Below are 21,152 nucleotides of genomic sequence, written 5' to 3'. Positions count from 1 at the left end.
GATGAGCCAGCCACCGGGCCCGCTGAACCCGCAGCAGCGGCAACAGCTGATTGGGCAGATCGGCCAGGCGGTCACCGCCGGTCTGCCGCCCGGCTGGCGGCAGGTGCGCGTCGAGTACCGCGCCGCGGGCAGGCACATCGAGGCAGACGTCGTGGTCACCAGGCCCGACGGCACGCCGGTGCCCCTGCAGCCGCCGCCCCCGGCGGTGCAGCTGCTCGGCACCCTGCGCACGGGCATGTACCAGCCTGGTCGCGGCACGTGGCTGGCGGCCGCGCTCGTCTTCGTGCCGGGCGGTCCTCCTCGCACGGAGTTCGTGATCGACGAGGAGCCGGGCTGGCGGCGCGTGCCGCCGCCGATCGGTTTCGCCGACGAGCTGCGGTTCTTCCCGAGGGCCGACCAGTTCGTCCCGGAGTGGCTGACGAAGCGGGCCAGGGGGGATTCGGGCGACCGGCCAGCCGACGAGTACGGGCTGCGCCAGCCCCGCGTCTACGACGGGCTCGACCCCGACGGCAGGCCCGTCGTCAACCGGCCACCGCTGCCGCCCGCCGAGCGGGACCGCGCGCTCGACTACCTCACGAAGGCGCCCGTCGTGATGGCCGCCCGCAGCTACGACACCGACGCGTTCGCGCCGGACCGCGAGCCGGCGGTGCCGCTGAACTTCCGCACCGACGGCGTGTGGGTGTGGCCGGGGTCGGTGGGCTACTACCTGCGTGAGCACGCGATCGCGCCGGACCCCGATCTCATGGCGTATTTGCGGGCGCGCAACTTCGTTCTGCCCGAGGTCGGTGAACCGGCGAGGAAGAAGGCCGTCGCGGCCATCACCGGGCAGTCGTCCACAGAGGACTGACCCGCTCGCATCGCGTTCCGGATCAGCTCGTCGAGCCGCGAGGACACCTGGTGGGAGCGGCCGCGTGCTCTGCTGGCCACGGCACCTGGCCACGATGCCCTCGCCCGCGGCGACCATGAGGGTGGTGGGCACCCGATCGTGAACCGCCCGAGGATGACCCAGGTCCCCCGCGACCGTGGTCGCAGGTTCGGCAGCCGGGCGCACCCGCCAGGCTGGGCGGCACCCGCGGCACGTACACCGTCGACGGTGATGATCACGGTGACCTGGGTGCCGACCGCAGGACTCGGCTACGTCGGCCTCTTCGTGCTGATGAGCCTGGGTGCGGCCGACGGGATCCCGGCGTTCGACAGCGAGGAGGACGTCGCCGCCTACGCCGAGCCGGGCTCGACCCGGTCTGCCGCCGTGACTGCTGGCGCGGCACAGGTGTAGGACGCCTCGCATTGGGCACTCGCTCGAGACCAGAATGTGGAGGGAACGGACATGACCGGTCGACAAGAGCAGCTCGGGGGCAACCTGGGTGTGATGTTGCGGAGGACGGCGGCGATCGTGGCCGCGGTCTTTCTACTGGTGGGCATCCTGGGGTTCATTCCAGGTGTGACCACGAATTATGACGCTATGACTTTCGCTGGCCACGAATCCGAGGCCATGCTCCTCGGTGTCTTCAAGGTCTCGATCTTGCACAACATCGTGCATCTTCTCTTCGGCGTCGTGGGTCTCGCCCTGGCGCGCAGCGCATCCGGCTCGCGAGCGTTCCTCATCGGCGGGGGCGTGATCTATTTGGTCCTCTGGATCTACGGGCTCGTGATCGACCACGACTCTTCGGCCAACTTCGTGCCCCTGAACAACGCTGACAACTGGCTGCACCTTGGTCTGGCCATCGGAATGATCGGCCTGGGACTCTTGTTGGGCATTCGGATGAACCGAGCCGCCGAAGTACGCCGACCGAGCGGGGAAAGGTAAGGCACCCTGTGCGGGGCTGTCCCCGCGGAACCCGGATGGCCAGTCCCTGTCCTCGACCGCTTACGGCTGCTGTTCGACACTTGGAACGACACCGGCACCTCACTGGCGGCCGCGTTGGAAATCCATAGTGGCGCGGGTGCAGGAGAAGACACGCAAGGCGCCGCCCCTACGACCTCCGGCACGCGTGTGTGTCGACCTGGCTTGCTGCTTGCTTGCCGTCGGCCCAGGTGGGCCGAATGGGCGGGCACTCAGTGACACCGGATGGCGAAGGGGCACAGCGAGACACAGTGAGGCAGCACAAGATCGGTCCCTCACGGGGTTTGCCCTGGTAAGAAGGCCGAGCTCGGGTGTCCTTGGAGGGTGCCCCCGGTGAGACTCGAACTCACACTTGCACGATTTTGAGTCGTGTGCCTCTGCCAATTGGGCTACGGGGGCCTGGGCCCCGAACTTTACTCGCCGTCGCACGGGCCCCGGCATTCGGGCTACCACGGGAATGTTTCGTCCGATGTGCCAACGCGGCGATCACCGCACGTGGCGAACGCCATCTCTCTGGATACGCCGTTCACCGGTAACCTGGAACCGCGGCACGCCGCACGTATTCACATCCCGTCGATCGCCCAGGAGGACCCCGGTGACCGAAGCGGCTACCGAGGCCGAGGCCAACGGTGTTGTCACCGCACCGCAGCGTCGTGTGCTCGTCGCGGAGGACGAGGCACTGATCCGGCTTGACCTCGTCGAAATGTTGCGCGAGGAAGGCTACGAGGTGGTCGGCGAGGCCGGCGACGGGGAAGAAGCTATCAAACTCGCCGCCGATCTCAAGCCCGATCTCGTGATCCTCGACGTCAAGATGCCCAAGCTCGACGGCATCGAGGCAGCCGCCAAGATCACCGGTGACCGGGTCGCGCCCGTCGTCATCCTCACCGCCTTCAGCCAGCGTGACCTGGTGGAACGCGCCCGCGAGGCCGGAACCATGGCCTACCTGGTGAAGCCCTTCGCGAAGCGTGACCTGGTGCCCGCCATCGAGCTCGCCGTCAGCCGGTTCGCCGAGTTGCAGGCGCTCGAGTCCGAGGTCGCCGGGCTCAACGAGCGGCTCGAGACGCGCAAGCTGATCGACCGCGCGAAGGGCCTGCTCATGAGCCAGCAGGGACTCAGCGAGCCCGATGCCTTCCGCTGGATCCAGCGCACCGCGATGGACCGCAGGACCACGATGAAGGCCGTCGCGCAGGCCGTCGTCGACAACATCGCCAAGTAACCGGCCCGCCCGGACACAAAAGCACCCCAGGCTTGTGATGTAGAACACAAGCCTGGGGTGCTTTTGTGCGATGGTGCTGGTCCGGCTGGCGGGTCGGCCGCCGAGTGCGACTTTCGGCTGGTTCGCGTGCTGTACGGTTCCTCTCACTCGAGAAGGGGACACGGGGTGGCAGGGGCTGGGGAGATCGCATCGCAAGTGCGCTCGTTGACTACCGCTGGTACAGACCTGATTGTCGCGTTGCTTCGATCGGGCCTGAGCTGTCGGCTAACCGTCCCTGAAACCGTCACGATGTGGATACAACGGCTGACGGTTGCTGTGCAATCACCTGACGCGCGGCTAACTTCATCGCCCAGTCAGGTCTCGACCTTTCGGGGTGGGGTCGCGTTCCTGCGTCTTTGAAGGACATCGGGAGGAAATGTGTCAAGAGCACGCTTTGGGCGGGTTGTGGTGCTGGCGGCGACGGCGTCGCTGGTTCTCGGCGCGTGCGCCGCGCGCACCGAGGACGGGGGTGGCGACGACACGGGTTCGCAGCCGCAGGCCAGCGCACCAGCTCAGGCAGCCAACGCCGCTGACCCCGCCGGCGACGGCAACGCCACCTGCGACGCCGGCACCAAGCTGGCCTACGCGGGCACGATCAACGGCGCGAACGCCGCACTGGGGCAGAACATCCTCAACGGCGTGAAGGTCGCCATCGAGCGGCACAACTCGAACAACCCGAACTGCCAGGTCGAGCTGCAGGAGTTCGAAACCGAGGGCACCCCCGACCGCGCTCCCGGCATCGTCACGCAGATCGTCAACACGCAGGACATCATCGGCGTCGTCGGCCTGCCGTTCTCCGGCGAGTCGAAGGCCGCGGGCAACATCTTCGACGACGCCGGCCTGGTGCAGGTCACACCGTCGGCCACCAACCCCGCGCTGAGCGAGAACGGCTGGAAGACCTTCTTCCGCGGTCTCGGCAACGACAACACACAGGGCCCCGCCGCCGCGCAGTTCATCACCGAGGAGCTGGGCGCGCAGACCGTCTGCGTCGTCCGCGACGACTCCGAGTACGGCATCGGCCTCGCGAACTCGATCACCGATCGCCTCGGTGACAAGGCGAGCTGCCAGGAACAGATCAAGACCAAGCAGACGGACTTCTCCGCGGTCGTCAACAGCATCAAGGGCGAGAACCCGGACGCGATCTTCTTCTCCGGCTACTACCAGGAGGCCGCGCCGTTCGCGCAGCAGCTGTTCGACGCCGGTGTCGAGGCCCAGTTCGTCGGCCCCGACGGCGTGAAGGACGACGAGTTCGTCAAGGGCGCCGGTGACGCGGCCGAGGGCGTGTACTTCACGTGCCCGTGCGTTCCCGCCGACCAGTTCACCGAGTTCAACGAGGGCTACAAGCAGGTGTCCGGGGGCAGGGCGCCCGGCACGTACTCCCCGGAGGGCTACGACCTCGCGACGATCCTGCTGAAGGGCATCGACTCGGGCGTCAAGGACCGCGCGGGCATGCTCGAGTTCGTCAAGGGCTACGAGGGACAGGGCCTGACCAAGAGCTTCAAGTGGAACGAGAAGGGCGAGCTGGCAGAGAGCACCGTCTGGACCTACAAGGTCGAGAACGGTCAGATCGTCCGCAACACCGAGATCAAGCCCAAGGGCTGATCTCCGGGTCACGCACTTCCTTGTCGGGGCGCGCGCCCGGCGGCCGATCCCGCCGGCGCGCGCCCCGGCCCCCACGTGGAGAACGACTTGTCCATTCATCACCACCTGTCCTCGCTGTACCTTGCGCAGAGTGACAGCCTGATCAGCTTCGACGTCGAGGGCCTGATCGACCAGTTCTGGAGCAACACGGTCGACGGGCTCGCGCAGGGCAGCATCTACGCGCTCGTCGCGCTCGGCTACACGCTCGTCTACGGCGTGCTCAAGCTCATCAACTTCGCCCACTCCGAGGTGTTCATCTACGGCGCCTACGCGACGTGGTTCACCTTCTACGCCCTCGGTTTCCGGCCCGGCCCCACCGCCGAGCTCGCGATCTTCGAACTGGTCGGCTTCCTGCTGCTGGCGCTGCTCGCCGCGGTGCTGGCGTCCGGCGCGACGGCCGTCGTGCTCGAACGCGTGGCCTACCGCCCGTTGCGCAACCGCGGCGCCCCCAGGCTGGTCTTCCTGATCACCGCGATCGGCGCCTCGTTCGTGCTGCAGCAGCTGATCTTCATCTGGCGCGGCGGCAACCCGGAGCAGGCCATCCGGTTGCTGCGCCCCGAACCGGTCTTCGAGATCTTCGGCGCCAGCGTCACCAACATCACGATCATCATCGTGCTGGCGTCGATCCTGCTCTGGCTGGTCGCCGACACGTTCGTCAACAGAACGCGGTTCGGCCGTGGCATCCGCGCCGTCGCACAGGATCCCGACACGGCGACCCTCATGGGCGTCAACAAGGAACGCGTCATCATGACGACGTTCCTCATCGGGGGTCTGCTCGCCGGCGCCGCGGCGCTGTTCTACATGATGAAGATCCCGCAGGGCGCCGCGTACCAGGGTGGTTTCCTGCTCGGGATCAAGGCGTTCACCGCCGCCGTGCTCGGCGGCATCGGCAACCTGCGCGGCGCGCTGCTCGGCGGGCTGCTGCTCGGGCTGATGGAGAACTACGGGCAGTCGCTGTTCGGCGGTGAATGGCGTGACGTCGTCGCCTTCGCGCTGCTCGTGCTGATCCTGATGTTCCGCCCGACCGGCATCCTCGGCGAGTCCCTCGGAAAGGCGCGGGTATGACCACCACGACGACCAGGACGCCGACGACCACCGGCCGCCGTTCGCTCGGCGAGTGGTGGAACAACCTCAACCGGTTCCAGCAGTGGGCGATCATGATCCCGCTGGTGGTGTTCATCTACGCGCTGCCGGTGCTGAACCCGCCCATCATCACCACCGAACCCGGCTACGACTTCCCGATCGCGATGTTCGAGGTGGCGCGATACGCGCTGATCGCCATCGGACTGAACGTCGTGGTGGGGCAGGCGGGCCTGCTCGACCTCGGGTACGTGGGCTTCTTCGCGGTCGGCGCGTACGTCGCCGCGTTGTTCACCAGCCCTGACTCCGCCCTCACCAAGCTGCCGTTCCTCGCTGTGCTGCCGATCGCGATGGCGATCACCATGGTGTTCGGTGTCATCCTGGGCTCGCCGACACTGCGGCTGCGCGGTGACTACCTCGCCATCGTCACCCTCGGCTTCGGTGAGATCGTGCGACTGCTGGCGGACAACCTGGAGCCGTTGCGCGGCAACCAGGGCTTCCAGCAGGTCGGGCACCCGCCGGGCACGCACGCCGACGGCACGGCCATCTTCAACAACACCGACGGCACGCCGTGGTACTGGCTCACGGTCACGATCATCATCGTGATCCTGGTGCTCGTCGGAAACCTCGAACGCAGCCGCGTCGGCCGCTCGTGGGTGGCGATCCGCGACGACGAGGACGCCGCCGCGATCATGGGCGTCAACACGTTCAAGTTCAAGATCTGGGCGTTCGTCATCGGCGCCGCGATCGGTGGCCTCTCCGGCGCGCTGTACGCGGGCCAGCTGGCGTTCGTGAACAACCAGAAGTTCGACGTGGTGACGTCGATGCTGTTCCTGGCGGCCGTGATCCTCGGTGGGTCGGGCAACAAGGTCGGCGTGATACTCGGCGCGATCATCGTCGCCTACATCCCGGCCAGGTTCCTCGGCATCGCCGAGTACCGGTACCTGATCTTCGGCTTCGCGCTGATCGTGCTGATGATCTTCCGTCCGCAGGGCCTGCTCGGCGCGCGGCAGCGGTTGCTCACCTACGGGAGACAGGCGTACCAACGCCTGCTGGGCCGGGGCGAGCAGATCAGTCACGACACGTCGGTGTCGACGGACCGGAACGGGGGCGTGTGATGACCCAGCCGGAGAACGGCAACGGCCCTGAGGTGAAGGCCGAGGGCGGTCTCGTCGCCGAGCTGCAGCAGATGACCGAGGCGGAGCTCGCCGAGCACGAGGCCGAGGTCGCGGAGGTCGTCGCCTCCGACCGTGAGATGGCCGTCGACGTCGGGCAGACGCTGCTCGAGATCGAGGACCTGACCGTGCGCTTCGGCGGCCTGACGGCGCTGGACTCGGTGTCGTTCGGCATCCGCCGCGGCGAGATCCTCGGCCTCATCGGCCCGAACGGCGCCGGCAAGACCACGTGCTTCAACGCCATGACCGGCGTCTACCGGCCGACATCCGGCCGGGTGTTGCTGGAGGGCAAGCCGCTCGGCAAGCTCGCCAAGCACAACATCACCCGGCGCGGCATCGCCAGGACGTTCCAGAACATCCGCCTCTTCGGCGAGATGACGGCGCTGGAGAACGTGGTCGTCGGCACCGACGCGCGGCACAAGACGAGTGTCATCGGCGCGCTCGTGCGCTCGCCGAGGCACTTCCGGGAGGAGAAGTCGGCGATCGAGCGGGCCATGGCGCTGCTCGACTTCGTCGGCATCGTCGACCGGGCCGCCGACAAGGCGAAGAACCTGCCGTACGGCTACCAGCGGCGGCTGGAGATCGCCCGCGCGCTCGCGACCGAGCCCAAGCTGCTGTGCCTCGACGAGCCCGCCGCCGGGTTCAACCCCATCGAGAAGGAAGAGCTGATGGGGCTGATCCGCAAGATCCGCGACGACGGGTACACGGTGCTGCTCATCGAGCACGACATGAAGCTCGTGATGGGCGTGACCGACCGGATCGTGGTGCTGGAGTTCGGCAAGAAGATCGCCGAGGGCGTGCCAGCCGAGATCAGGGAGAACCCCGCCGTGATCGCCGCCTACCTGGGAGTTCCCGACGATGACATTGCTTGAGCTTTCCGGCGTGTCCGTCCACTACGGACGGATCAAGGCGGTTTCGGAACTGACGATCACCGTCAACGAGGGCGAGATCGTCACCCTCATCGGGGCCAACGGGGCCGGCAAGTCCACCACGATGCGCGCGATCTCCGGGATCCGGCCCGTCTCCGCGGGCACGATCACGTTCGCGGGTGAGGACATCACGCGGCTGCGAGCCGACCTGCGGGTGGTGCGAGGGATCTCGCAGGCACCCGAGGGCCGGGGCATCTTCCCCGGGATGACGGTTCACGAGAACCTCGACATGGGCGCCTACGCGCGCAAGGACCGCAAGAATCTGGCCGCGGAGATGGACCACGTCTTCGAGCTGTTCCCCCGGCTCGCGGAGCGGCGCACGCAGGCGGGCGGCACGCTCTCCGGCGGTGAGCAGCAGATGCTCGCCATCGGGCGCGCGCTGATGTCGAAGCCGAAGCTGCTGCTGCTCGACGAGCCCTCGATGGGGCTGGCGCCGCAGTTCATCCAGCAGATCTTCCGGATCATCACGGAGATCAACAAGGAAGGCACCACGGTGCTGCTCGTGGAGCAGAACGCGCAGCAGGCGCTGTCGCGGGCCCACCGCGCCTACGTGCTGGAGACCGGCTCGATCGTCAAGTCGGGCACGGGCAGGGAGCTGCTCGCCGACGAGTCGATCAAGGAGGCCTACCTCGGCGTCGCCTGAGCCGAGCGCCCTACTGCAGTGAAGGCCACCTTCACTGCGTTGATCAAACACAGCGGCGCGTCAGCGTCTCCGTTTGGGCGGTGGTGGGAGACGGGTGGGCGCAGGCATGGTGGCCTTCACTGCAGTAGGTGCAGTAGGTGCAGTAGGTGCAGTAGGTGCAGTAGGGGCAAGGTCAGGAGCGGGCTCGGTCGGCTGCCTTGTAGGCGGCCTTCCGGGCCTGTTTCGCGACGGCCTTGTCCGGGTGGTGCTCGCCGAGCAGCGTGAGCACCCGGTGCGTGTCGGGATGGTCGAGCCGCCACATCGTGTCGAACAGCGCCGCGTACTCGGCCGGCACCGTCGCGCCGAGCAGGACGGGCAGGTCCTCGTCGGCGATGCCGTGCGCGCTGCCTGCGATCTCGTCGACGAGCAGCCACGCGCCGTCCTCCTCGGTGGCCGCGAAGTCAGGGTGCGGGCCGAGCAGCAGCTCCAGCGACGCCTTGGCGTGCCGCCGGAGCATGGGCACGTCGAGTGCCTTGCGCAGCTGCGCCTCCGCCTCGGCGCCGATCCACTCCCGGATGAGCCCTGCCGCGATCGTCCGCTCGGGCGCCCCGCCCTCGGCGGCGGCCGCGAGCAACTCCGCGGCCGCAGCGTCGCCGGAGCGCCGCCCGAGCCACGCCTCCATCTCGGCCTCCAGCTCACCGTCCATTCCAGACAGAGCGAGCTCGAGCAGGTCGGCCGCCGACAGCTCCTCGGCCGGCGGCAGCAGGGGCACCTCGACGCCGGACTCGATCAGCTCGTCGCGCATGGCCCACACCGCGAGCGGCGTGGCGCGCGCGACGCCGTCGGAGATCTCCACGGCGCCGAGCTCGGTGAGGCGGCGGAGCAGGACCTCCGCCGGCTCGCCGTGCTCGGCGACCCAGGCGTCCCAGCGGGCGCGGGCGTCGTCGGCGACCAGCTCCGTGGTGGCGAGCTCGAAGATCATCTCGCTGATCGCGGCCACCGGCAGACCGCGGTAGCGGGAGAGGAAGAGCGGCATGAACCACGCGCCCGCGCCCTCGAAGTCCAGCCCGTCCTCACCGGCGCGGTCGGCGTCGGTGAGCAGGCTCCACGCGAGCACGGCCGCCAGCGCCCGGTCCCAGGTGTCCAGCACGTCCTCGTCACTGCCCTCCGGCCAGGCGTCGACGGCCTCGCCGACCTGTGTGCCCTCGGGGCCGGGGATGATGAAGTCGACGTCCTCGGCCAGCAGGTACAGCTGGATGATGTCCTCTTCGGACTCCCCGAGCTCGCTCGCGGCGGCGGCGCGGTCCTCGGCGCCGAGGCCGACGGACTCGAAGGTCGCGCGGCCCTCGCCGCACCACAGCGCGAGCCGCTTGGCGCGGTCGAGCACCCTTGTCCGCCGCGCGGCCTCGGCGAGCTCCGGTTCGGTGGGCAGTCGCAGGGGGCCGATGCGGTCGGGAAGGCCGTACGCCTCCCTGAGGTCCACGTCCGCGACGGCGCCCAGTTCCGGTTCGATGTAGTCCAGTTCCTCCCGCAGCGCGGTCACGTCCTCGGCGGTGAGCCGCCCGGTGTCGCCCGCGAACGTGAGCAGGTGGTGGAGCGCGACGACGGCGTCCGCCTCGTGCCCGGGTTCGACGGCCTCCTGGTACACGCCGAGCAGCAGCTCGGCCAGGTGTCCTGGCCGCAGCTGTGCGAGGTCGTGAACGCCCAGCTCCTCGGAGAGCAGCCGCAACGCCAGCTCCGCGTGGCCGGTGTCGACGGGAGGCTCCCGCAGCGCCTTGTCCGCCCATTGCACCAGTTCGTCGAGTGTCGCTCCGACGTTGTCCTGCTCCATCTGGCCAGGCTATCGGTGACCGGTGCGGCCGCGGGCGGGCGGCCGGTCCCGATCACAACCGCAGGTTGTCACGGGCACCGCGAAAGCTGTTGGACGGGGCGTTGAGCAGGCGGTTTGCTTGTTCTCACACGGGAAAGACAACAGGAGGAACCATGGATACCTCGGCCATGATCAAGGGTGTCGCCGCCGGAGTGCCGTACGTGGCGCTGCGCCCCGAGGGCACCGGTGGCCCGGCCCCGGCCGTCGTGACGTGGCACCTGATGGACGCGCCGCGCAGCGAGCGGGCCATGGCTTCGGCCCTGCCGATGTCGGGGGTGCCGGCGTGGCGCGTCTACTTCGGACTGCCGATGTCCGGGGAACGGCCGCTCCCCGGCGGGCCCGACGAGTTCTTCCGGCTGGCGGGCGAGGACTACGTGCTCAACATCGCGGAGCCGGTGACCGACCAGGCCGCGGCCGAGCTGCCGGCCGCGCTGGAGGCGCTGCGCGAGCAGTTGCCGATCACGGAGGCGCCGATCGGTGTCGCGGGCGGTTCGGCGGGGTCGGCCGTCGCGCTGGAGGTGCTCGCGAGGGCAGAGGTTCCCGTCGCGGCGGCGGCGCTGGTCAGCCCGGTGATCCAGCTGGCGCCGGTGGTCGCGGCGAACGCGCGGCGGTTCGGCGTGACCTACCACTGGAGCGAGCGCTCGCGGGCGGTGGCCGAGCGGTTCGACTTCGTCCGCAGGGCGGGGGAGCTCGGCACGGACGTGCTGCTGGTGGTCGGCGAGCAGGACGACGTCGCCTTCCGCGAGCCCGCCGAGGCGCTGTACCGCGAGCTGGGCGAGCGCGGCAGGCTCGTCGTGGTGCCCGGCATGGAGCACGCGCTCGCCGAGGAGCCGGGGCTGGAGCCCGCGCCGCAGACGCCGCACGCGGCGGTGGCCGACGCCGAGTTCACCGAGTGGTTCCAGCGGCGGCTATGACGACCGCCTCGCCGAGGCGGGGGCGTCGGGGAGCCACGTTCGCGCCGGGTCGTGGTCGCACCAGCCCTCGGCCCGGCTCGTGTGACCCGCGAGGGCGAGCAGCTTGCTGACGGCGGGGCGCTGCCTGCCCTTGCGCCACACGACCGACCAGGGGAACAGCGGTGAGGGCTCGAACGGCAGCACCCGCAGGTTCAGGTCTGGAGCCAGCTCCATGTCGGCACCGGCCAGCGTCACGCGCGGCGGGCCGTAGCGGGTCTGCTCCAGCGTGTGCCGCAGGTCGAAGCTGACCCCGGAGTCGTCGAGCGGCACGCCGAGGCTCTCGCTCATCCGGCGCAGGAACGCCAGCCACTCGACGGGCCCGGCGAGCGAAGGCAGCCAGATGCCTTCGGACCGGAGATCGGCCATGCGGACCACGTCGCCGCCCGCGAGCGGGTGCTCCGGCGGCAGCAGCGCGACGAGCGGTTCCAGCCGGACCAGCCGGTGGTCCAGCTCGGCTGGCAGCTCGCGGCCGAGGTCGTGGACGCGGCCGAACGCCACGTCGACCTCGCCGCGCAGCAGGGGATCGAGCGTGTTCGCCAGCCCTCGCCGCCAGCTGCGCTCCACCCGCAGCCCTGGGTCCCGAGCGGCGAGGCGGCGCAGCATGAACATCGGCGAGAGCCGGTTGTCGAGCAGGTCGAGGCGCACGGGCGCGTCGGCGGTGCCGAGCACGGCGACGGCGGCGTCGGCGGCGCGCAGCAGGTCCTGGGCGCGGGGCAGGAACCGCTGGGCGTCGGCGGTGAGCTCAACCGAGCGGTTGGTCCGGACGAACAGCCGGACGCCGAGCGTGTCCTCGAGCCTGCCGATGCGCTTGGAAAGGGCCTGCTGCGACAGGAACAACCGCTCGGCCGCCCTGCTGAAGTTCAGCAGCTCGGCGGTGAGGACGAAGGCGCGGACCTGCGCCAGGTCGAGGTCCATGGGGTGCGGTGCCTGCCTGCCCTGTCGGTATGGGTGCCGAGCTAGACGTTACCCGCAGGTCAGGGCGATCGAGACGGCAACCGATGAGTTTCCGGCTTGCCGGTGGTCCATCCAGGCGAGCGGAAACCAGTACCTCCGGCCACAGAAGGAGCAGCCATGTCACTCGCCCGCGTCCACAACTTCGCCATCTCCCTCGACGGCTTCGGCACCGGTGAGGGGCAGAGTCACGACGCACACTTCGGTCACGCCGGGGACCGGCTGCACCAATGGATGTTCACCACCCGGTGGTGGCAGCCCGGCGGTAGCCGCGGCGTCGACAACGCCTTCGTCGAACAGCACGATCCGGGAATCGGCGCGGAGATCATGGGCGCAGGCAAGTGGGGCCACCCCGGCTGGCACGAGGACCCGGACTGGAAGGGCGCGTGGGGCCCCAACCCGCCCTTCCACACACCGGTCTTCGTCCTCACCCATCACCCTCGCCCCTCGATCGAGATGGAGGGCGGCACGACGTTCCACTTCCTCGACGCGTCGCCGGTCAAGGCGCTCGAAACGGCCCGCGAGGCCGCGGGCGGCAAGGACGTGCGCATCGGTGGTGGTCCAACCGTGGTTCGCGACTTCCTCGCTGCCGGGCTCATCGACCACCTGCACATCGTGGTGGTCCCGATCGTGCTCGGCCGAGGCGTGCGCCTCTGGGACGGGCTGGAGGCCGTCGAGAAGGACTACCAGGTCGAGGCCACGTCCTCGCCGAGTGGAGTCACGCATGTGACGTTCACGCGTGCCGGTGCCTGAACCCGTCTCGACGCCAGGCCCGCCGGTTCTCTCAGGAGGCCGGCGGCCGGTCCCGGACGATGCACGTCAGCCGGGCGGTGCAGGTGCGGCGGCCCGACTCGTCGGTGATGGTGATCTCCGATGTGATGGTGCTGCGGCCGACGTGTAGGGGCACCGCCACACCGGTCACCAGTCCCTTCATCGCCGCCCGGTGGTGCGTGCAGGACAGCTCCAGCCCCATCGCGGCCCGCCCGGCCCCGGCGTTGAGGGCCGCGAGCGTGGAGCCCAACGCCTCGGCGAGCACGGCGTTGGCGCCGCCGTGGAGCAGACCGTAGGGCTGGAGGTTGCCCGCGACGGGCATCGTGCCGACGACCCGCTCTGGGCTCAGCTCCGTGAAGGTGAGACCGACCTTGTCGTTGAGTTGCTGCTCCGCGATCTCCGGGCTGATGCCCGCGAGCTGCTCGCGGATCTCCTCTTCTGACACGTGCTCGGTCACTCAAAGCTCCTAGTTCGACACAAGGCGGGGCTGTCAGAGGCTCACCCTAGACTCACGGTCGTGAGCCCGAAGCAAAACACCTCAGTAGCGAACGACACACCCCGGCTGTTGCTAATCGACGGTCACTCGATGGCGTACCGGGCGTTCTTCGCCGTGCCCGCGGACCGGTTCCGAACGTCGACCGGTCAGGTCACCAACGCGGTGTTCGGGTTCACCTCGATGCTCATCAACCTGTTGCGGGACGAGACGCCGACGCACCTGGCGGTGGCGTTCGACGTCTCGCGCCAGACGTTCCGGTCGGAGACCTTCGCCGACTACAAGGCCAACCGGCAGACCACACCCGACGACTTCAAGGGCCAGGTCGAGCTGATCAAGGAGATCCTCGCCGCGCTCGCCATCCCGGTGCTGGAGAAGCAGGGCTACGAGGCCGACGACATCATCGCCACGCTCACCACCCAGGCGGCGGCCGACGACTACGAGGTCCTCATCTGTACGGGTGACCGCGACGCGCTGCAGCTCGTCACCGACTCCGTGACCGTGCTGTACCCGCGCAAGGGCGTCTCCGACCTCGTGCGCTACGACCCCGGGGCCGTGGAGGAGAAGTACGGGCTCACGCCGGCGCAGTACCCCGACTTCGCCGCCCTGCGCGGCGACCCGTCGGACAACCTGCCCGGCATCCCCGGCGTGGGGGAGAAGACCGCGGCCAAGTGGGTCAAGCAGTTCGGCACGCTCGGAGACCTCGTCGACCGCATCGACGAGGTGAAGGGCAAGGTGGGCGACGCGCTGCGCTCGCACGTCGATTCCGTGCTGCTCAACCGGCAGCTCACCGAGCTGGTCCGGGACGTGCCGCTCGAGACGGTGCCCGAGGGCCTGCGGGTGCAGCAGTGGGACCGCGACGCGGTGCACCGGCTGTTCGACGAGCTGGAGTTCCGGGTGCTGCGCGACCGGCTGTTCGCGTCGCTGTCGGCGGCGGAGCCGGAGGCCGACGAGGGTTTCGAGATCCGCGGCGGGGCGCTGCAGCCCGGTGCGCTGGCCGACTGGCTCTCCCGGCACGCCGGCGACACGGGCCCCACGGGACTGGCCTTCCGCACCACCGGCGCGTCGGTGTCGGCGGACCTGCGCTCGATCGCGCTGTCCGCGCCCGACGGCGAGGGCGTCTACCTCGACGTGACGAAGCTGGACGAGGCCGACGAGAAGACGCTCACCGCGTGGCTGGCCGACCCGGCCGCCCGCAAGGTGGGGCACGCTCTGAAGGTGCCGCTGCACGCGCTGCTCGCGAGGGGCTGGCGCGTCGAGGGGCTGACGATGGACACCGAGCTCGCGGCCTACCTGGTGCGGCCGGGCCAGCGCTCGTTCGAGCTGGCCGACCTCGTGCTGCGTTACCTGCACCGCGAGCTGCGCTCGGAGGGCTCCGCCGACGACGGGCAGCTGTCGCTGCTCGACACGGCGGAGGACCCGGACGGCGAGACCAAGATCGTGCACGGTGAGCTGGTCCGTGCCCGCGCGGTGGCCGAGCTGGCCGGCGCGCTCACCGACGAGCTCACCGCCATCGGCGGCGCGCCCCTGCTCGCGGAGATCGAGCTGCCGCTGCTCGGGGTGATCACGAACCTGGAGGCTGCGGGCATCGCCGTCGATCTCGAGCAGCTCACCACCCTGGAGGCGCACTACGCCAACCGCGTCCGGCAGGCCACGGAGGAGGCCTACGCCGTCATCGGCAAGCAGATCAACCTCGGCTCGCCCAAGCAGCTGCAGGTGGTGCTCTTCGACGAGCTGGGCATGCCGAAGACCAAGCGCACCAAGACCGGCTACACGACCGATGCGGATGCGTTGCAGACGCTGTTCGAGAAGACCGAGCACCCGTTCCTGCAGCACCTGCTCGAGCACCGGGACGCGACGCGGCTGCGGACCACGGTCGAGGGCCTGATCAAGTCGGTCGCCGACGACGGCCGCATCCACACCACGCTGCACCAGACCATCGCCGCAACCGGCAGGCTGTCCTCAGTGGATCCGAACCTGCAGAACATTCCGATCAGGACGGACGAGGGCCGCCGCATCCGCGAGGCGTTCGTCGTGGGGCCCGGCTACACCCAGCTCATGACGGCCGACTACAGCCAGATCGAGATGCGCATCATGGCGCACCTTTCCGGCGACGCGGAGCTGATCGAGGCGTTCCAGTCCGGGTTCGACTTCCACGCCGCCACCGCCGCGCGTGTGTTCTCGGTGGAGCCCACCGAGGTCACCGGCGCGCAGCGCGCCAAGATCAAGGCGATGAACTACGGCCTCGCCTACGGCCTGTCCGCCTACGGGCTCTCCCAGCAGCTGCGCATCTCCACCGAGGAGGCGCGCGGGCTGATGGACGACTACTTCGCCCGGTTCGGCGGCGTGCGGGACTACCTGCACAGCGTGGTCGACAAGGCGGCCAAGGTCGGGTACACGGAGACGATCTTCGGCCGCCGCCGCTACCTGCCCGACCTCACGAGCGACAACCGGCAGCGCCGTGAGATGGCCGAGCGGATGGCGCTCAACGCGCCGATCCAGGGCAGCGCGGCCGACATCATCAAGGTCGCCATGCTGGGCGTCCACCGCGCGCTCGCCAAGTCGGACCTCCGCAGCCGGATGCTGCTGCAGGTGCACGACGAGCTCGTGCTGGAGGTCGCCGACAGTGAGCACGAGGGCGTGGAAGCCTTGGTGCGCAAGGAGATGGGTGCCGCCTACGAGCTGGCGGTCCCGCTGGAGGTGTCGGTGGGCTTCGGCCAGTCCTGGAACGACGCGGCGCACTGACGCGGTTTCTCGTTTGCAGGGGGCCAAGAACTGGGAATTGCACGCCTTTTCCGGTGATCGGCACCGGTTGAAATCCGCGGAAAAGGGGTAGGTTTGCGGGTATGACAGCCCGCAACGCGCTGGTCCTCGCCGGCAGCGGCATGCTCAGCGTCGTGGTGCAGGAGCTCGCTCTCGACGGCTGGCGAGTGGTCTCACCAAGCAGGCGCTACGTCCCGCTGCCTGCCACCGACGACGCCGCGGACGGGGCGGCCCGCCCGCCGAGGTGGTCCCGCGGCCTGAGGAAGGACCGCGTCGGCGCGGGCAAGGCGATCTGGGTCGAGGCCCACTGGGACCGCCCGCGCGAGCTCGCCCACAAGGCGGAGAAGGCGTTGACGGCGCCTGCCGAGCTGCTGGTGGTGTGGGTACACGAGTCGTACCGGCGCTCGGTACTCGGCGCGGTCGAACCACTGCTGACCGCCACGGCGCCCTTCGTCGAGGTGCGCTCGCTCGCGGACCTCGCCGTGGTGCCCGACGATCCGGAGCCGGTGCTGTTCGGCCATCCGACGCAGCAGGTGCTGCTCGGCTCTGTCTCCGAGCTCGCCGCCCCCCGGCCGCTCGGTCACGACGAGATCGGGCGTGGCGTGCTCTACGCCGTCGAGCGCGCGCTGGAGGGCCGGCCATCCTCGCTGCACCAGCTCGGCGAGCGCAGGCCCGTGCACGGTCACTGAGCGCGGGCCGCGAGCAGCGCCAGCACGGCGTCGCGCACCTCCTCGCGGCTGCGCCCCGGCTCGAACACGAGCCAGTCGAGGGCCACCACCAGCAGCGTGCCGAACAGCGCCGCGGCCGCCGTCCGGAGCGGCACCCCCTGAGGGAACCGTCCGGCCCCCGCCACCCGCCGCAGCTGGTCCTCGAGAACCAAGACGATGTTCTCCCGCAGGGGCAGCAGGGTGGCCTGCCACCGCCCCGGCGCTCGCCACAGCTCGCTCACCAGGATCTGCGAGAAGCCCGGATACTCGCTCATGAACACCAGCGCGGCGTCGACCATCGCCGCGAGCCCGGCCATCGGGTCCGGGTCGGACGCCGGGGCGCGCAACCGCTCGGCCAGCAGGTCCACCCCGTACCGCAGCAGCGCCTCGACGAGACCGTCCTTGCTGCCGAAGTTGTAGTACACGGTGCCCTTGGCGACCCCGGCCTCGGCGGCGATCTCGTCCACCGTCACCGCCACGAGGCCACGGCTGCGCGCGAGCCGCATCGTGGCCTCGAACAGCCTGCGCCGGGTGGCCTCCGCGCGCGGGCTCACAGCGCGAGCTCCGGTCTCAGCTGCCGGACCGTCCACACGCGACGCTTTTGCGCGGCGAACACCGACACCGCCAGCGCACCCGCCAGCCACGCGAGCAGCACGGCGATGTCGGGCCAGAGCCGTGTCGCGGCGCCGGTGTAGAGCAGGTGCCGCAGCCCGTCGATCACGTAGCTCATGGGAAGCACGACGTGCAGCGGGTGCAGCGCGTCGGGGATCGTCTGCCACGGGAACGTGCCCCCGGCGGTGACCAGCTGGAGCACCAGCAGCACGAGCCCGAGGAACTTGCCCACCGCGCCGAAGAGCGCGTTGAGCGCGTGCAGGATCGCCGTGAACGTCAGCGACCCCAGCAGCAGGAAGCCGATGGCCGCGACCGGCTTCGCGACGTCGATGCCGACGAGCCACGTCACCGCGGCGAACAGCACGAGCACCTGCGCCATGCCGAGCACCGCCGCCGGCAGCCACCCGCCGAGCGCCACCCTCAGTGGCGAGGCGCCCGCCGTGAGCGCGCGCGTGGACAACGGCCGCAGTAGCAGGAACAGCACGAACGCGCCGATCCACGTGGCGAGCGCGAGGAAGAACGGGGCGAGTCCGGCGCCGTAGGTGGCCGCCGAGGCGAGGCCGACCGAGTTGATCGTGACCGGGTCGGAGATCGTGGCGGCGGTGGCCCGCTGGGTGTCCTTGTCGGCGTTCGGGATCTGCTCGAGGCCCTCGATGAGCCCGTCGCGCAGCTGCCCGGCGCCGTCGGCCAGCTCTCGCGTGCCGGTGAGCGCGGTCGATTCGCCGTCGGTGAGGCTCGCCGCCCCGCCCGCGAGCTGGTTCGCGCCGTCGGACGCGCTCGCGATGCCCGTGGCCAGCTGGGGCGCGGCGGCGGCGAGCTGCTCGGCGCCCGTGGCGACCTGCCGCGAGCCGTCGGCGAGCGTGTTCAGCTGGCCCGCGGCCTGCTGGATCTGGGTGTTGGCGTTGTCGAGCGGGGTGCGCAGCTCGCCGACGACGCCGAGCACGTGCCGCACCTCGGGCTCCGACAGCCCGCCGTCCCGCAGCCGCTGCGCCAGCCGGCCGGTGGCGCCGTCGAGGTCGCTGCGCAGGTTCGCCGAGGTGGTCGCGAGCGCGGAGCCGAGCGCGGCGATCTGAGCGTTGCCCGTCGCGACCTGGGTGGCTCCGTCCGCGAGCCGGCGGGTCTGCTGCGGCAGCTGCTCGGTGCTGCCGCGCAACGTGGTGAGGCCCGTCGCGAGCTGGGTGCTGCCCGTGGCGAGTCGCTGAGCCCCGTTCGCCAGCTCCTGCTGGCCGTCGAGCAACCGGTTCGCGCCGTCGGCCAGCCGGGACGCGCCGCCCGCGGCCTCCTGCGTCCGGCCGTGGATGGTGGAGAAGCCGACCAGGAACCGGTTCGCGGCCTCCTCTCCGACCTGCTTCGCGATCGTGTCGCGGATCTGCTCGGCCACCTGGTCGGCGATCGTGCGCGAGAGGTAGTTGTTGGCGTCGTTGGTGGTCAGCGTGATCGCGGCCCGGCGGGGGTCGAGCTCGCCGCTGGAGAGCAGCGCCGAGGAGAAGCCTTCCGGGATCGTGATCGCGAACGCGTAGTCGTCGTCGCGCACGCCGTCGCGGGCGTCCCTCGCGGAGACCTGGTGCCACTGGAAACTGCCCGAGGAGACCAGCTCGTCGGTGACCTGCTTGCCGAGGTCACGCTGTTGCCCGTCGGCGTCCTTGGCGCCGGTGTCGGCGTTGACGACGGCCGCGGGCAGCTTGTCGAGCCTGCCGTAGGGGTCGTAGTTCGCGTAGAGGTAGAGCGAGGCGTAGAGCAGGGGGACCAGCACGAGCGCGGCGACCGCCAGCTTGGGCAGTGTCCCGCTGGTCAGCCTGCGCAGCTCTCCCGACGCGATACGCAGTGGGTTCACGGGACCGGCTCCTCCTGGCAGCGTTGCGGGGCGGGCTGGTCGAGCCTGCCGATGCGGGCGGGTGTGGTGAGCAGTGCGGAGACGGGCAGGGTCGCGGTGAGCACCACGACGGCGCGGCCGCGCTCGGCGTGCTCGTGGGCGAGCATCCACCAGGAGTCCACGTCGCTCGTGTGCCGGTCGGGGCGGTCGAGCACGAGCATGCCGACGTTCGGCCTGCTCGCGGCCAGGTCGGTCAGCAGGCGGGTGCGCGGCTCGGCCGACAGGTTCTCGAAGCGGGTGCGGGCGTAGGCGGCGAGGTCGCGCCCGGCCAGCCAGTCCGTGACGGCGGCCGGGCTGGCGGGCTTGCCCGCCAGCGCCAGTTCCTCGGCCACCACAACGCGCAGTGGCAGCATCTCATCCGGCTCGCTGACGCCGGGGGAGTCCACCACGGCGACCAGCTCACGCAGGCGGCCGGGATCGGCAGCGCCGTCCACGGTGACCGTGCCGGTCGTCGGGTGGAGCCTGCCAGCCAGCGCCAGGCCGAACGCCGTGATCCCGGTGCCGGGGTCGCCGTGGACCACCGCGAACTCACCGCTCGACACCGTGAGCGACGTTTCCGGCAAGAGCGTGCCGTGCGGGCCGTCGAGTGAGACCCGATCGGCGACCACCTGCATGAGGCCTCCTTTTGAACTGACTCGTCAGTGCAAAATTAGGCCATTCAGCCCAGTGCGACCACGCCGGGTGCTCAGCGCAACAGCGAGGCCGGACGAACCTCCCAGACCGTCCACAGCGGGCGGTAGCCCTGCCGGTGCCAGAACACCGACGACAGCGGGTTCAGCGGGTTGTAGTAGAGGTACGTGCCGCGCACCCCGGCCTCGCCCAGCCGGGCGTGCGCCGCGGCCATGAGCGTCCGGCCGACGCCGAGCCCCCGCGCCCGCGGCCCCACGCCAAGGCTGCGCACGAACGCCCACCGCCCCTCGGGCAGCACCGTGCCGAGCCACGTGCCGCGCTCGACGTCGGCCCAGCCGCCGTCGACCGCGCCCACCGGCTCGCCGTCCAGCTCGGCCAGCCAGACCGGTGCCCCCTCGGCCAGCTGTTCGGCCAGCGCGGCACGCCGTCGTTCGGCCGTGCCCTGCCGCACACGCAGGTTGCCGACGCGGCTCGAGTAGTCCACCGCCGAGCACTCGAGCCGCACGATCGCCTCGACGTCGCCCGGTTCCGCCGTGCGCACGGCGACGTCCGGGTTCCCCGCGGCGGGCGGCTGCTCCCCGGTCCGCACGGCGAGCGCCGACAGCGGCACGAGCCCGTGGTCGAGCAGCGCCCGCGTCGCCTCCGCGTCCCGGCTCGGCCAGGCCACCAGGCACGACGAGTCCTCGCCAGGCGACTCCTTGTCCAGCCGCGCCCTGCACGCGCGCAGCACGGCGTCCATCCCCTCGACGCCGCGCGTGCCGATCAGCGGTGTCAGCTCCCACGCCTCCAGCGCCGACCACACCGCCTCCGGCGCACCCGGCTTCGTGAACGTCACGCGCAGGACGCCGGTGACGCGGCCGCCGTCGGGCAGCGTGGCGACGAGCGTCTCGCCATCGGGTGGCTCGGTGATCACCGGCAGCAGTGGATCGATCGCGGCGAATCTCGCGGCCTGGTCGGCGACCAGGTCCGTTCCCTCCCTCATCT

Annotated in this window: 20 protein-coding genes and 1 tRNA gene; 13 read left to right on the top strand and 8 right to left on the bottom strand. The window is 70.2% G+C overall.

Translation table 11 applies throughout. The features are described 5' to 3' along the window. Position 1: 1 nt before the first annotated feature. The 3 genes from FCN18_RS27400 to FCN18_RS27390 all read left to right on the top strand — a co-directional run bounded on the left by FCN18_RS27400 (position 2) and on the right by FCN18_RS27390 (position 1,807). The gene (locus tag FCN18_RS27400) at positions 2–847 is read left to right on the top strand and encodes a ferredoxin (protein WP_113641354.1); all 846 of its coding nucleotides are present in this window, start codon (positions 2–4) and stop codon (positions 845–847) included. A gap of 249 nt (positions 848–1,096) precedes the next feature. Further along, positions 1,097–1,276, top strand: coding sequence for a hypothetical protein (locus FCN18_RS27395; protein ID WP_112272236.1), 180 nt, complete (start codon positions 1,097–1,099; stop codon positions 1,274–1,276). 93 nt (positions 1,277–1,369) lie between these two features. Beyond that, positions 1,370–1,807: a DUF4383 domain-containing protein gene (locus FCN18_RS27390; protein WP_112273172.1), complete on the top strand. Its 438-nt coding sequence runs from the start codon at positions 1,370–1,372 to the stop codon at positions 1,805–1,807. Between the two features lie 361 nt (positions 1,808–2,168). On the opposite strand, the gene FCN18_RS27380 is transcribed toward FCN18_RS27390, so the two are convergent. Beyond that, positions 2,169–2,242, bottom strand: a tRNA-Leu gene (locus FCN18_RS27380). Between the two features lie 196 nt (positions 2,243–2,438). Between FCN18_RS27380 and FCN18_RS27375 the strand changes: the two genes are divergently transcribed. The 6 genes from FCN18_RS27375 (at position 2,439) to FCN18_RS27350 (ending at position 8,566) form a co-directional block, all read left to right on the top strand. Continuing rightward, positions 2,439–3,059 carry an ANTAR domain-containing response regulator gene (locus FCN18_RS27375; protein WP_112272234.1) on the top strand — a complete coding sequence of 207 codons (621 nt, stop codon included), beginning with the start codon at positions 2,439–2,441 and terminating at the stop codon, positions 3,057–3,059. Between the two features lie 447 nt (positions 3,060–3,506). Then, positions 3,507–4,700, top strand: a complete 1,194-nt coding sequence (locus tag FCN18_RS27370; RefSeq protein WP_113641376.1) for a branched-chain amino acid ABC transporter substrate-binding protein — start codon at positions 3,507–3,509, stop codon at positions 4,698–4,700. 93 nt (positions 4,701–4,793) lie between these two features. Next, complete coding sequence (locus tag FCN18_RS27365) at positions 4,794–5,804, top strand: branched-chain amino acid ABC transporter permease (RefSeq protein ID WP_112273168.1); 1,011 nt, start codon at positions 4,794–4,796, stop codon at positions 5,802–5,804. Next, entirely contained in the window at positions 5,801–6,937 is a 1,137-nt protein-coding gene (locus tag FCN18_RS27360) for a branched-chain amino acid ABC transporter permease (RefSeq protein WP_112272232.1), read from the top strand. The genes FCN18_RS27365 and FCN18_RS27360 overlap by 4 nt, the downstream gene beginning before the upstream one ends. Beyond that, on the top strand, positions 6,937–7,866 hold the full coding sequence (locus tag FCN18_RS27355) for an ABC transporter ATP-binding protein (protein ID WP_112272230.1): 930 nt from the start codon (positions 6,937–6,939) through the stop codon (positions 7,864–7,866). The genes FCN18_RS27360 and FCN18_RS27355 overlap by 1 nt, the downstream gene beginning before the upstream one ends. Continuing rightward, on the top strand, positions 7,853–8,566 hold the full coding sequence (locus FCN18_RS27350; RefSeq protein ID WP_112272228.1) for an ABC transporter ATP-binding protein: 714 nt from the start codon (positions 7,853–7,855) through the stop codon (positions 8,564–8,566). The genes FCN18_RS27355 and FCN18_RS27350 overlap by 14 nt, the downstream gene beginning before the upstream one ends. Positions 8,567–8,738: 172 nt before the next feature. On the opposite strand, the gene FCN18_RS27345 is transcribed toward FCN18_RS27350, so the two are convergent. Next, positions 8,739–10,376, bottom strand: coding sequence for a hypothetical protein (locus FCN18_RS27345; RefSeq protein WP_137096453.1), 1,638 nt, complete (start codon positions 10,374–10,376; stop codon positions 8,739–8,741). A gap of 152 nt (positions 10,377–10,528) precedes the next feature. Here FCN18_RS27345 and FCN18_RS27340 point away from each other — a divergent pair, with 152 nt between their 5' ends. After that, positions 10,529–11,329 carry an alpha/beta hydrolase family protein gene (locus FCN18_RS27340; RefSeq protein WP_113641357.1) on the top strand — a complete coding sequence of 267 codons (801 nt, stop codon included), beginning with the start codon at positions 10,529–10,531 and terminating at the stop codon, positions 11,327–11,329. Here the strand turns inward: FCN18_RS27340 and FCN18_RS27335 are convergent. Beyond that, positions 11,324–12,283, bottom strand: a complete 960-nt coding sequence (locus FCN18_RS27335) for a LysR family transcriptional regulator (protein ID WP_112272222.1) — start codon at positions 12,281–12,283, stop codon at positions 11,324–11,326. The two genes, FCN18_RS27340 and FCN18_RS27335, sit on opposite strands and share 6 nt — an antisense overlap. A gap of 156 nt (positions 12,284–12,439) precedes the next feature. Between FCN18_RS27335 and FCN18_RS27330 the strand changes: the two genes are divergently transcribed. Further along, positions 12,440–13,072 (top strand): dihydrofolate reductase family protein, encoded by a 633-nt coding sequence (locus tag FCN18_RS27330; RefSeq protein WP_112272220.1) that lies wholly within the window; start codon positions 12,440–12,442, stop codon positions 13,070–13,072. A gap of 31 nt (positions 13,073–13,103) precedes the next feature. Here FCN18_RS27330 and FCN18_RS27325 read toward each other — a convergent pair whose 3' ends face one another. Further along, positions 13,104–13,547: a PaaI family thioesterase gene (locus FCN18_RS27325; protein ID WP_112272218.1), complete on the bottom strand. Its 444-nt coding sequence runs from the start codon at positions 13,545–13,547 to the stop codon at positions 13,104–13,106. A 60-nt stretch (positions 13,548–13,607) separates the two neighbouring features. Between FCN18_RS27325 and polA the strand changes: the two genes are divergently transcribed. Further along, positions 13,608–16,328, top strand: a complete 2,721-nt coding sequence (gene polA / locus FCN18_RS27320) for a DNA polymerase I (RefSeq protein WP_137096452.1) — start codon at positions 13,608–13,610, stop codon at positions 16,326–16,328. A gap of 101 nt (positions 16,329–16,429) precedes the next feature. Further along, a complete protein-coding gene (locus tag FCN18_RS27315) occupies positions 16,430–17,035 on the top strand; it encodes a Rossmann-fold NAD(P)-binding domain-containing protein (RefSeq protein ID WP_228714153.1) in 606 nt (201 codons plus the stop codon). Here the strand turns inward: FCN18_RS27315 and FCN18_RS27310 are convergent. The 4 genes from FCN18_RS27310 to FCN18_RS27295 form a co-directional block, all read right to left on the bottom strand. Then, on the bottom strand, positions 17,029–17,607 hold the full coding sequence (locus tag FCN18_RS27310) for a TetR/AcrR family transcriptional regulator (RefSeq protein WP_137096451.1): 579 nt from the start codon (positions 17,605–17,607) through the stop codon (positions 17,029–17,031). The two genes, FCN18_RS27315 and FCN18_RS27310, sit on opposite strands and share 7 nt — an antisense overlap. Next, on the bottom strand, positions 17,604–19,499 hold the full coding sequence (locus FCN18_RS27305; protein ID WP_137096450.1) for a YhgE/Pip family protein: 1,896 nt from the start codon (positions 19,497–19,499) through the stop codon (positions 17,604–17,606). The genes FCN18_RS27310 and FCN18_RS27305 overlap by 4 nt, the downstream gene beginning before the upstream one ends. Then, on the bottom strand, positions 19,496–20,152 hold the full coding sequence (locus FCN18_RS27300; protein ID WP_113641362.1) for an ATP-binding cassette domain-containing protein: 657 nt from the start codon (positions 20,150–20,152) through the stop codon (positions 19,496–19,498). Before FCN18_RS27300 ends, FCN18_RS27305 begins: the two co-directional genes overlap by 4 nt. 71 nt (positions 20,153–20,223) lie before the next feature. Then, the gene (locus FCN18_RS27295; RefSeq protein ID WP_113641363.1) at positions 20,224–21,150 is read right to left on the bottom strand and encodes a GNAT family N-acetyltransferase; all 927 of its coding nucleotides are present in this window, start codon (positions 21,148–21,150) and stop codon (positions 20,224–20,226) included. Positions 21,151–21,152 lie beyond the last annotated feature (2 nt).

The organism is Prauserella endophytica, from assembly GCF_005146945.1.
GTDB classification, from domain to species: Bacteria; Actinomycetota; Actinomycetes; order Mycobacteriales; family Pseudonocardiaceae; genus Prauserella_A; species Prauserella_A endophytica.
Note: the sequence above shows the minus strand (reverse complement) of the source record. Positions and strands in the feature narration are given on the sequence as shown.